Origin of the sequence: Salipiger marinus (assembly GCF_035481585.1) — a bacterium.
GTDB classification, from domain to species: domain Bacteria; phylum Pseudomonadota; class Alphaproteobacteria; order Rhodobacterales; family Rhodobacteraceae; genus Salipiger; species Salipiger marinus.
The window spans coordinates 433,118-444,122 of the sequence record NZ_JAYKSL010000001.1; the positions used below are offsets into that span (position 1 = coordinate 433,118).

Below are 11,005 nucleotides of genomic sequence, written 5' to 3' on the forward strand. Positions count from 1 at the left end.
CGAAGATGGATACGATCTTCGCTCTCGCCACGGCGAACGGCAAAGCAGGGGTGGCGGTGGTCCGTGTGTCGGGCCCCGACGCCTTTTCTGCCGCGGAAGCCCTGGCGGGAGACATTCCAGCCCCCAGGCGCGCCGCGCTGCGCAAGCTGAGGGATCCCTCTGGCGCGGTGCTCGACGAGGCGCTGGTGCTGTGCTTTGCCTCGGGCGCCAGTTTCACCGGCGAGCCGGTGGTTGAGTTTCATCTGCATGGCAGCGTTGCGGTCCTGCGGTCGGTGCTGCGGGTTCTGGCGGATCTGCCGGGGTTCCGCATGGCGGATCCGGGCGAATTCACCCGGCGCGCGCTGGATCATGACCGGCTTGATCTGACGCAGGTCGAAGCTCTGGCAGATCTAATCGAGGCGGAAACCGAAAGTCAGCGCGTTCTGGCCATGACGGTGTTTTCCGGTGCCTTGGGCCGCATGGTCGAAGACTGGCGCGCTGAGCTGATCACGGCAGCCTCGCTGCTGGAAGTCACAATCGATTTTGCTGATGAAGAAGTACCTGTCGACGTTTCTGACGACGTGCGCGCGGGCTTGCTGCGGGTGCGGGCGGATCTGGACCGTCAGCTGTCCGGCATGTCCGCCGCGGAACGGATCCGTTCGGGGTTCGAGGTGGCCATCGTCGGTCGGCCCAATGTCGGAAAATCAAGCCTGCTGAATGCGCTGGCCGGACGCGACGCCGCGATTACTTCGGAACATGCGGGCACGACGCGCGATGTGATCGAGGTCCGCATGGAAATCGCGGGTCTGCCAGTGACGCTGCTGGATACCGCTGGCCTGCGCGAGGCGGAGGATCCGGTGGAACGTCTGGGCATCGCCCGGGCGCGCGACCGGGCGGACACGGCGGATCTGCGCGTTTTCCTGCTGGGCGAAGGTGACGAGCCAGAGCTTGAAGTGCGACCGGGGGATCTGGTCCGACAGTCCAAGGCGGATCTGTCGGGGGATCCGCAGGCTATTTCCAGCCTGACCGGGCAGGGCATCGAACAGCTTCTGACGGATCTGGGCTCGACCCTGTCCGAGCGCGTGCAGCGCAGCAGTCTTGCAACGCGGGAACGGCACAGGGTTGCGTTTCTGGAAGGGCGGGACTGTCTGGATGCGGCGCTGCGCTTGCTTGACCTTGGGCCCGAACGGTATGATGTCGCATCTGAAGAGGTTCGCGTTGCGATTCGACGGCTTGAGGCTCTGATTGGCCGTGTGGACGTCGAAAACCTGCTGGACCATATCTTTGCAAGCTTTTGCCTGGGCAAATGAGATAACCAAGGAGTGTTTCACGTGAAACAACTCGACTTCGACGTGATTGTTGTCGGTGGCGGCCATGCTGGCACCGAAGCTGCTGCCGCCGCGGCCCGGATGGGTGCGCGCACGGCGCTGGTTACGTTGAAACGCTCCGGAATTGGCGTCATGTCCTGCAACCCGGCCATTGGCGGCTTGGGAAAGGGCCATCTGGTGCGTGAGATTGACGCCATGGATGGCGTCATGGGCCGCGTTGCCGATGCCGCAGGCATCCAGTTCCGGCTGCTGAACCGTCGTAAAGGCCCTGCCGTGCAGGGGCCGCGGGCGCAGGCGGATCGCAAGCTGTATCATCAGGCCATGCTTGCAGAAATGACCACCACGCCGCAGCTTGAGGTGCTTGAAGGCGAGGTTGTTGATTTTGTGATGTCCGGCGATCGGATCGCGGGGGTCATGCTGCAGGATGGGGCGCAGGTGACCGCGCGTGCCGTGGTGCTGACCACGGGCACGTTCCTGCGCGGGGTCATTCATATTGGCGACGTGTCGCGGCCCGGGGGCCGGATGGGAGACACGCCGTCGGTCCGCCTTGCGCAGCGTCTGGATGATCTTGCGCTGCCGCTGGGTCGTCTGAAAACCGGCACTCCGCCCCGCTTGGATGGGCGCACAATCGACTGGGATGAGCTAGAATCGCAGCCGGGCGATGACGTGCCGACGATGTTTTCTTTCCTGTCCAAGGCCCCGGTCGCGCGTCAGGTGTCCTGCGGGATCACCCACACGAATACGCAAACCCATGACATCATTCGCGAAAATCTTGGGCGCTCTGCCATGTATGGCGGCCATATCGAAGGGATTGGCCCGCGATACTGTCCCTCAATCGAAGACAAGATTGTCCGTTTTGCCGACAAGACGTCGCATCAGGTCTTTCTGGAACCCGAAGGACTGGACGATTTTACCGTCTATCCAAACGGGATCTCAACCTCCCTGCCGGTCGACGTGCAGGAGGCTTATGTCCGCTCCATGCGCGGGCTGGAAAAGGCGGAAATCCTTCAGCCTGGTTACGCCATCGAATATGACTTTGTCGATCCGCGCGCGCTAGACCTGCGTCTTGCAGTAAAAAACACGCTAGGTTTGTTCCTTGCCGGACAGATCAACGGCACCACCGGCTACGAAGAGGCGGCAGCTCAGGGGCTTGTGGCTGGCCTGAATGCCGCGGCAGAGGCTCTGTCGCAGGATCCGGTGCAGTTCAGCCGATCTGACAGCTATATCGGCGTCATGGTGGATGACCTGACCTCGCGCGGCGTGACTGAACCCTATCGCATGTTCACGTCTCGCGCAGAATTCAGGCTCTCGCTGCGCGCGGACAACGCTGATCAGCGCCTGTCCCCGCTGGCAATTCAACTTGGCGCGATGTCAGAGCGGCGGCGCGCAGCGTTTACCGACAAGATGGAGCGTCTGCAGAAGGGGAAAGACCTTCTGGAATCTCTGACGCTTACGCCCCGGGAGCTGAACGAGCTCGGTCTGCAGATGAATGCGGATGGCGTGCGGCGGACGATTTTCCAATTGCTGTCTTACCCGGAAATTACTCTCGACGCCCTTGCGCCTAAATTCCCCGAGCTTGCGGAACTTGACGCGGACACAACCGATCAGCTGGGTAAAGACGCGATTTACGCAAATTACATCGAACGGCAGAAGCGGGATGTCGAGGCGCTGCGCCGGGATGAGACCTTGGCCATTCCTGCGGATTTTGACTTTCTTGCCATGGAAGGCCTTTCAACAGAGCTTAAGCAGAAACTGACACGCGCGCGGCCTTCGACGCTTGCGCAGGCAGGGAAGGTGGATGGGATGACGCCGTCAGCGCTTTCGCTGCTTCTGGTTCGGCTGCGCCGCGCTGAACGGCGCCAAAGCGCATGAGTTTGCCTGTCACCGGTCTGGAAGATGTTTCACGTGAAACATTGGCGCGGCTGGAAAGCTATGCGGCAACGCTGCTGAAGTGGAACCCACGCATCAATCTCGTGGCGCCTGCAACGCTTGATACGCTCTGGACCCGGCACATTCTAGACTCCGCGCAGATTTTTAAGCTGGCAGATGACGGTGTGAACCATTGGGCAGATCTGGGATCAGGCGGTGGCTTCCCGGGACTGGTCGTGGCCATCCTTGCTGCGGAAAAGGCGCCGCAGCTACGGGTGACGCTGGTGGAAAGCGATCAGCGCAAGGCGACATTCCTTCGCACGGTACTGCGAGAAACCGGGGTGACGGCGGACGTCCGGTCGGAGCGGATCGAAGCGCTGGAGCCGCTCAATGCCCAGGTCCTGAGCGCGCGGGCGCTTGCTCCGCTGCCAAAACTGCTGGAGTTCGCCTCGCGTCACCTTGCAGAAGACGGCATTGCGCTGTTTCAGAAGGGCGCAACCTGGCAAAAAGAAATCGCGGCGGCGCGGGAAATGTGGCAGTTTGACTTGACGACGCAGGGCAGCCTTACCGATGCCGATGCGGTCGTTCTGAAGATCGGAGCAGTGCACCATGTCTGATGCCGTCCGGCCCGGTGGGCCCAAGATTGTCGCGATTGCCAACCAGAAGGGTGGGGTGGGCAAAACCACCACAACCATCAACCTTGGCGCGGCGCTGGCGGAGCGCGGGTTGAAGGTTCTGGTGGTGGATCTTGACCCTCAGGGCAATTCCTCGACGGGATTGGGGGTGGAGCCTGAAGACCGCGATTACACCTCTTACGAGTTGCTGCTGGAACAGGCGCCGCTCAGCGACATGGTCCTTCAGACCGGGACCGAGGGGCTGTTCCTGATCCCGGCCACGGTTGATCTTAGCTCGGCGGATATCGAACTTGTTGCCAATGAACGGCGCAGCAGCCTGTTGCGGGCTGCCCTGCGGCAGCCCGATATGGCGCAGTTCAGTTACGATTTTGTGCTGATCGACTGTCCGCCGTCGCTGAACCTGCTGACTGTAAACGCCATGGTCGCCGCGCATTCGGTTCTGGTGCCGCTGCAGAGCGAGTTTTTTGCGCTGGAAGGTCTGTCACAGCTGATGCTGACGATCCGAGAGGTGCGCCAGTCCGCCAATCCTGATCTGCGGATCGAAGGTGTGGTGCTGACAATGTTTGATGCCCGCAACAACCTGTCGCGGCAGGTGGAAGATGACGCGCGCGCTAATCTGGGCGATCTGGTGTTCACAACCGTCATTCCGCGCAATGTCCGGGTCAGCGAGGCGCCGTCCTATTCGGTGCCGGTGCTGACCTATGACACCACGTCCAAGGGCGCCGCAGCCTATCGCGCCCTTGCTGAGGAACTCCTGAAAAAGAACGCCAAACTGGCGGCGTAAGGCAAGAAACGAGCATGACAGACCATGAGAACACCGAAAAGGGGGCAGAGATGGCGGAAAGACGCGAACCGCGCCGAGGGCTTGGCCGGGGCCTGTCCGCGTTGATGTCCGATGTCGAGGTGCGTCCTGCGGCGGATCCCTCCGCCTCTTCCCGCAATCCGGATCGGCTGATCCCCATCGAAAAGCTGTTCCCGAACAAGGATCAGCCCCGCCGGACCTTTACCCAGGATCAGCTGGACGAACTTGCGGAATCGATCCGTACCAAGGGCATCATCCAGCCGATCATCGTGCGTCCGCGCCCCAATGCGGAAGGCGAATACGAGATTGTCGCGGGCGAACGTCGCTGGCGCGCCGCGCAGATGGCGAAGCTGCACGAAGTGCCGGCGCTGATCCGCGATTTTGACGATATCGAGGTTCTTGAAGTCGCGATCATCGAAAACATCCAGCGTGCCGATCTGAACGCCATCGAAGAGGCGGCGGGCTACAAGCAGCTGATGTTCCGCTTTGGCCATACGCAGGAAAAGATCGCCGAAGCGCTTGGCAAAAGCCGCAGCCATATCGCCAACCTGCTGCGTCTGCTGAATCTTCCGGAAACGGTGCAGACCATGGTCGTCGAAGGGCAGCTGACGGCAGGTCACGCGCGGACCCTGATCACTTCTGAACAGCCTGAGGAACTGGCGAAGGAGATCGTGCGCCGCAAGCTGTCGGTGCGGCAGGCTGAGCAGATGGCGCGGCCCGGTGCGGCAAAAACCTCCCGTCGCGCTGCGTCTGATGCTGCGCCGCAGAAAGATGCCGACACCCGTGCGCTGGAGGGGGATCTGTCCGCCGCGCTGGGGATGAAGGTCAGCATCCAGAACCAGCCCGGCGGCGAAAGCGGCAAGCTGATGATCAGCTATGACAACTTCGATGATCTTGATCGTCTCTGCGGGATCCTGAGCGCCGCGCGTTAATCTGCCAGCAGCTTGGCGATCACAGCGTTCAGCACCAGTCTGCCCTGCAGGCTGGTGCCGATGCGGTCATCTTCGGTCCAGACCAGCGCCAGATCGCGCAGATCCGTCAGGCTGCGCGGCTCGGGAAAGCCGGGGGCAATCTCGGCGGCGCGGGACAGGGACAGGCCTTCGGTCAGGCGAAGCCCCATCATGACAAATTCCGTCAGGATTTCATCCGCAGCCAGTGGTGTGACATGCTGGTCGCCGGTGTCCGCCTCGGCGCGTTCGATCCATGCGCCGGGCATCTTCCACGCCTCTGTCGCGTGACGGATCCCTCCAAGCGTGACGCGACCATGGGCGCCCGGGCCCACACCCACGTAATCTCCGCCACGCCAGTAAACCAGATTATGCCGCGACTGTGCGCCGGTGGCGGCGTGGTTCGACACTTCATAGGCAGGAAAACCCGCAGCGGCGGTGATCTCCTGCGTGGCAAGGAACATGTCGGCGGCCAGATCCTCGTCCGGAAGCCGCTTCAGCTGGCCGCGCTGCGCGCGTTCCCAGAACACCGTGCCTTCTTCTATGGTCAGCTGATAGAGCGACAGGTGGTCGCCCGCCATCTCCAGCGCCTCGTGCAGTTCCTGCGTCCAGTCGGGCAGTGACTGGCCTTCGCGCGCATAGATCAGGTCAAAATTCACCCGGTCAAAGACCGATCGCGCCACGCCAAGCGCCGCACGGGCCTCGTCAACATCATGCAGGCGGCCCAGCTTGCGCAGATCGTCGGCGCGCAGCGACTGGATACCCATGGAAACGCGGTTCACGCCCGCTTCGCGAAAGCCTTCGAACTTGCGCGCCTCGACAGAGCGGGGATTGGCCTCCAGCGTGATTTCGATGTCATTGGCCCATGTCCAGTGCTCCCGCGCGGCGTCGAGCACGCTGCGCACGGTGTCCGGGGTCATGAGAGAGGGTGTGCCGCCGCCAAAATAGATGGAATTCAGCAGCCGCCCGTCGGTCATCTGACCATAGCGGCGGATCTCGGCGGCCAGAGCAGCCGCCCAACGGCTTTGATCCACGTGGCGCACCACATGGGAATTGAAGTCGCAATAGGGGCATTTGGCCTCGCAGAACGGCCAGTGCACGTATAGGCCAAAGCCCCCTTCGCGCCAGGTCTCAGGCAAAACAGCCCTGCACGAGCTTGGTGAACGCATCGGCGCGGTGGCTGATGCGGTTCTTGGCGAAACGCTCCATCTCGGCGAAGGTCACGTCATGGCCATCGGGCTGGAAGATCGGGTCATAGCCATGGCCCTGATCGCCGCGCATCGGCCAGACCACGCGGCCCTCCATCACGCCGGGGAACACTTCGTCGTGGCCATCGGGCCATGCCAGCACCAGCGTGCAGCAGAAACGCGCGGTCCACGGTTCCGCCGCGCCGCTGTCCAGCAGCGCCTGATGCGCCTTCTGCATCGCCATGACAAAATCCCGGCCGGATCCGGTCTCGGCCCAGTCGGCGGTATAGACGCCCGGCGCGCCATCCAGCGCGTCGATGGCGATACCGCTGTCATCGGACAGGGCGGGCAGGCCGGTCGCCTGCGCAGCGGCATGGGCCTTCAGCCGGGCATTTTCCACAAAGGTGGTGCCGGTTTCTTCGGGCTCGGGCAGGTTCATCTGCTTGGCGCCCACCACCTCGATCCCGTAGGGCTGGAGGAGATCGGTGATCTCCTCCAGTTTGCCCGCGTTATGGGTGGCGACCAGCAGCGTGGATCCGGTGAATTTCCGAGTCATGCCACCGCCGCTTTCTGGGCTGCGACCAGCTGCGCCACACCGGCTTCGGCCAGATCCATCAGCTGGTCCATCTGCTTGCGGTCGAAGGTGGCGCCTTCGGCAGACATCTGCACCTCGATCAGGCGGCCATCGCCGCGCAGGATGAAATTGCCATCCACGCCCGCTTCGCTGTCTTCGGCATAGTCCAGATCCAGCACCGCCTGCCCGGCATAAAGCCCGCAGCTGACGGCGGCGACCGGCGTGATCAGCGGATCCGTCACGATGGCGCCGGTTTTCATCAGCTTGTTCACGGCCAGCCGCAGCGCGACCCAGCCGCCGGTGATCGAGGCGCAGCGGGTGCCGCCATCGGCCTGCAGCACGTCACAGTCCACGGTGATCTGGCGTTCGCCAAGCGCCACGCGGTCGACACCGGCGCGCAGGGACCGCCCGATCAGGCGCTGGATTTCGACGGTGCGTCCGCCCTGCTTGCCGGTGGTGGCCTCGCGCCGCATCCGCGACCCGGTGGAGCGCGGCAGCATGCCGTATTCCGCCGTCACCCAGCCAAGGCCGGATCCCTTGATGAACGGCGGCACCCGGTCCTCCAGAGAGGCGGTGCACAGCACATGGGTGTCGCCGATCTTGATCAGGCAGGAGCCTTCGGCGTGTTTCGTCACGTTCGTTTCAATTGAAACGGCGCGCATTTCGCTTAAATCTCGTCCAGAAGGTCGCATGGGTGCCTCTTTTCTCGGTCGCATCCGGGATAGTCGGGCCGTGCCTGTCCCGCAACCCCGATTGACGGGGAGGGGACAGCACCTTTAATGGCTCGGGCACCGCGGAGGGATTGGATGAAACAGGGGACTGGTCTTCTGGACGAAATGAACCACCGCTCGCGAGAGGTGTTCCGCAGGGTGGTCGAATCCTATCTGGAGTCGGGCGAACCGGTCGGCTCGCGCACGCTGACCCGCAGCCTGTCGGAAAAAGTGTCCGCCGCCACCATCCGCAACGTCATGCAGGATCTGGAATATCTGGGGCTGCTGGACAGTCCGCATATCTCTGCAGGGCGGGTGCCGACGCAGCTTGGCCTGCGGATGTTCGTGGATGGCCTGCTGGAGGTCCGCGATCTGGACAATTCCGACCGCGAGGCGCTGGACGCCACCATGGGCCCCGGTTCCAACGATGTGGGTGGGGTGCTGGACCGGGTGGGGGCGGCGCTGTCGGGGGTGACGCAGGGCGCCTCGCTGGTGCTGACGCCCAAACACGAGGCGCCGGTGCGCCATATCGAATTTGTCAGCCTTGGGCATGACCGGGCGCTGGTGGTGCTGGTCTTTGCCGATGGCCATGTGGAAAACCGCCTGTTCCACCCGCCGCCGGGGCAGACCCCCAGTTCCATGCGCGAGGCCGCGAATTTCCTCAACGCGCTGATCGAGGGCAAGACCCTGTCCGATCTGCGCGGAGAGATCGCGCGCCAGATCGCCACAAGGCGGCGCGAGATCGACGCGCTGGCCGCCGATCTGATCGAAACCGGCATGGCCGTGTGGGAGCAGGATGCCGACACCTCCGCCCGGCTGATCGTGCGCGGCGCCGCGAATCTTCTGGGTCAGGATGGCGAGGCGGCGGAGCTGGACCGGATCCGGTCGCTGTTTGACGATCTGGAGCGTAAGCGGGACATCGCCGAGTTCCTCGAACTGGCGGAAACCGGCGACGGTGTGCGCATTTTTATCGGGTCAGAGAACAAACTTTTCTCACTTTCGGGTTCCTCTCTGGTGGTCTCTCCATATATGAACGCGGATCGTAAGATCATCGGCGCGGTCGGGGTCATCGGCCCCACGCGCCTCAACTACGGCCGGATCGTGCCCATTGTGGACTATACGGCGCAGCTGGTCGGCAGGCTGATTGCCGAGCGGAGCTAGAGGTAAGTTATGGCAGACGCGAAGAAAGACGATTTTCTGGACGATATCGAGGCGGCCGAGGCGGAAGCCTACGCGCAGGACGCCGACGAGATCGACCCGGTGGAGGCGGAACTGGACGCGCTGCGTGCCGAACGGGACGAGATGAAGGACCGTTTCATGCGCGCGCTTGCCGATGCCGAAAACGCTCGCAAACGGGCGGACAAGGACCGGCGCGAGGCGCAGCAATATGGCGGCTCCAAGCTGGCCCGTGACCTGCTGCCGGTTTACGACAACATGCAGCGCGCGCTGGCCGCCGCCCGCGAGGCGGACGCCGCCGAGGCGCTGATCGAGGGGGTGGAACTGACCCTGCGGGAGTTGTCCAACGTGTTCACCCGTCACGGCATGACCCCGATCACGCCGCAGGTGGGCGACCGTTTCGACCCCAAGCAGCACGAAGCCATGTTCGAGGCGCCGCTGCCCGGCACCAAGGCGGGCGACATCATTCAGGTGTCTGCCGAAGGGTTCATGCTGCATGACCGCCTGCTGCGCCCCGCGCAGGTTGGCGTCAGCTCCATGCCTGCGTCCTGATCCGCACCGCCTGATTGTGACAGACCAGACCCCCGGCCCGCGTGCCGGGGGTTTTCTTTTGCGCCCGGAGGCGGATCCTAGTCCGGGATGATGGCCCGCAGGTCGGACCGCAGCGTGCAGCGCAGCCCGTCCGCGTGATACTGCACCTGCGGTTCGCCGCCCAGATCCCCGGCCAGCGCCACAAGCAGGCGCGTGCCGAAACCGCTGCGTTCCGGCGCATGAACCAGCGGGCCGTCATGTTCCTGCCAGTCCAGCGTCAGGGCGGATCCGTCCAGCTGCCAGCGCACCTCCACCCGGCCATGGTCATTGGACAGGGCGCCGTATTTGATCGCGTTCGTGGTCAGTTCGTGCAGCATCATCGTAAAGGCGATGGCGGCCTTGGGGTTCAGCGTGACAGCGGGCCCCTCGCTCGACAGGCGGTTGGCAAAGGCGCCCTGAATCTCGGCGGCGCTGGCCACGATGGCCCCCAGCGGCGCATCCAGCCCGTCGGACCGGGTCAGCAGGTCGTTGGTCCGGGCCAGCGCGCCGATCTGGTCGTTGATGAGCCGCTTTGCGTCCTGCATGGTGGCGGCGCGGCGCATTGCCTGATTCACGATGGACTGCACGATGGTCATCGTGTTCTTCATCCGGTGTCGCAGCTCGTTGGTCAGGACCGCGCTGCGCGCCTCCGCCTCGATCTGGGGCGTGGTTTCCACCACCGTCAGATAAATCCCCGCCACCTCTCCGCTGTCGCTCCAGATCGGGCTGTGGCTGTGGGTGAAATAGGCGTCGCGGGCGATGCCGTCGCGATCCGGCGTATAGCGCGCGTTTTCCGTGTAATAGCTTTCGCCCGCCAGCACCTTGCGGAAGAACGGGTCAAGCTGGTCCCACATTTCCGACCACCAGTCCTTGGCGGGCTGGCCAAGATGGCCGGGATGCTTGTTTCCCAGCCGCACCGCGTAGGCATCGTTGTAAAAGGTGAAAAGCTCGGGCCCCCAATGCACCATCGTGGCGAATTTGGCGGTCAGGCAAATGCGCACGGCGGTCTTCAGCTCGACCGGCCACGCGGCGGGGTCGCCCAAGGGATGACTGCGCCAGTCCAGCGCGTCAAGGATGGCGCTGCACTCTCCGCCCGTGGCGGGAAAGGGTCTTGCGGGGGGAAGAACAGTCTCCATGCGACAGGACTAGAACGCCTGTGAACGGCGTGCAACAGGCGGCACTGCCGCCCGCCGCAACGGCAGGTGAAACCCGCCGGGACGTGGCGGAA

Annotated in this window: 11 protein-coding genes; 7 read left to right on the top strand and 4 right to left on the bottom strand. The window is 63.6% G+C overall.

Going from position 1 to position 11,005, the window contains the following annotated elements; all coding sequences use genetic code 11:
• The first annotated feature begins 5 nt into the window (after positions 1-5).
• Genes mnmE through VK682_RS02235 form a run of 5 tightly spaced genes read left to right on the top strand, consistent with a single transcriptional unit; the run spans position 6 to position 5,545 of the window.
• On the top strand, positions 6-1,289 hold the full coding sequence (gene mnmE, locus VK682_RS02215) for a tRNA uridine-5-carboxymethylaminomethyl(34) synthesis GTPase MnmE (protein WP_230794897.1): 1,284 nt from the start codon (positions 6-8) through the stop codon (positions 1,287-1,289).
• Between the two features lie 21 nt (positions 1,290-1,310).
• Complete coding sequence (gene mnmG / locus VK682_RS02220) at positions 1,311-3,179, top strand: tRNA uridine-5-carboxymethylaminomethyl(34) synthesis enzyme MnmG (RefSeq protein WP_324781363.1); 1,869 nt, start codon at positions 1,311-1,313, stop codon at positions 3,177-3,179.
• Positions 3,176-3,793 carry a 16S rRNA (guanine(527)-N(7))-methyltransferase RsmG gene (gene rsmG / locus VK682_RS02225; RefSeq protein ID WP_324781364.1) on the top strand — a complete coding sequence of 206 codons (618 nt, stop codon included), beginning with the start codon at positions 3,176-3,178 and terminating at the stop codon, positions 3,791-3,793. The genes mnmG and rsmG overlap by 4 nt, the downstream gene beginning before the upstream one ends.
• Positions 3,786-4,595, top strand: a complete 810-nt coding sequence (locus VK682_RS02230) for a ParA family protein (protein ID WP_230794900.1) — start codon at positions 3,786-3,788, stop codon at positions 4,593-4,595. Before rsmG ends, VK682_RS02230 begins: the two co-directional genes overlap by 8 nt.
• Positions 4,596-4,645: 50 nt before the next feature.
• Entirely contained in the window at positions 4,646-5,545 is a 900-nt protein-coding gene (locus VK682_RS02235) for a ParB/RepB/Spo0J family partition protein (RefSeq protein ID WP_324781390.1), read from the top strand.
• Here the strand turns inward: VK682_RS02235 and hemW are convergent.
• The 3 genes from hemW to rph are packed head-to-tail and all read right to left on the bottom strand — an operon-like array spanning position 5,542 to position 8,013.
• Positions 5,542-6,729: a radical SAM family heme chaperone HemW gene (gene hemW / locus VK682_RS02240; protein WP_230794903.1), complete on the bottom strand. Its 1,188-nt coding sequence runs from the start codon at positions 6,727-6,729 to the stop codon at positions 5,542-5,544. The genes VK682_RS02235 and hemW overlap by 4 nt on opposite strands.
• A complete protein-coding gene (gene rdgB / locus VK682_RS02245; RefSeq protein WP_089847516.1) occupies positions 6,692-7,303 on the bottom strand; it encodes an RdgB/HAM1 family non-canonical purine NTP pyrophosphatase in 612 nt (203 codons plus the stop codon). The genes hemW and rdgB overlap by 38 nt, the downstream gene beginning before the upstream one ends.
• Positions 7,300-8,013, bottom strand: a complete 714-nt coding sequence (rph, locus tag VK682_RS02250) for a ribonuclease PH (protein WP_089847518.1) — start codon at positions 8,011-8,013, stop codon at positions 7,300-7,302. The genes rdgB and rph overlap by 4 nt, the downstream gene beginning before the upstream one ends.
• 114 nt (positions 8,014-8,127) lie before the next feature.
• Between rph and hrcA the strand changes: the two genes are divergently transcribed.
• Both hrcA and VK682_RS02260 read left to right on the top strand, forming a co-directional pair.
• Positions 8,128-9,192 carry a heat-inducible transcriptional repressor HrcA gene (gene hrcA, locus VK682_RS02255; protein ID WP_089847520.1) on the top strand — a complete coding sequence of 355 codons (1,065 nt, stop codon included), beginning with the start codon at positions 8,128-8,130 and terminating at the stop codon, positions 9,190-9,192.
• Positions 9,193-9,201: 9 nt separating this feature from the next.
• Positions 9,202-9,759 carry a nucleotide exchange factor GrpE gene (locus VK682_RS02260; RefSeq protein WP_089847522.1) on the top strand — a complete coding sequence of 186 codons (558 nt, stop codon included), beginning with the start codon at positions 9,202-9,204 and terminating at the stop codon, positions 9,757-9,759.
• A 77-nt stretch (positions 9,760-9,836) separates the two neighbouring features.
• Here the strand turns inward: VK682_RS02260 and VK682_RS02265 are convergent, their stop codons facing one another.
• Positions 9,837-10,913 (bottom strand): sensor histidine kinase, encoded by a 1,077-nt coding sequence (locus VK682_RS02265; RefSeq protein WP_089847524.1) that lies wholly within the window; start codon positions 10,911-10,913, stop codon positions 9,837-9,839.
• Positions 10,914-11,005 lie beyond the last annotated feature (92 nt).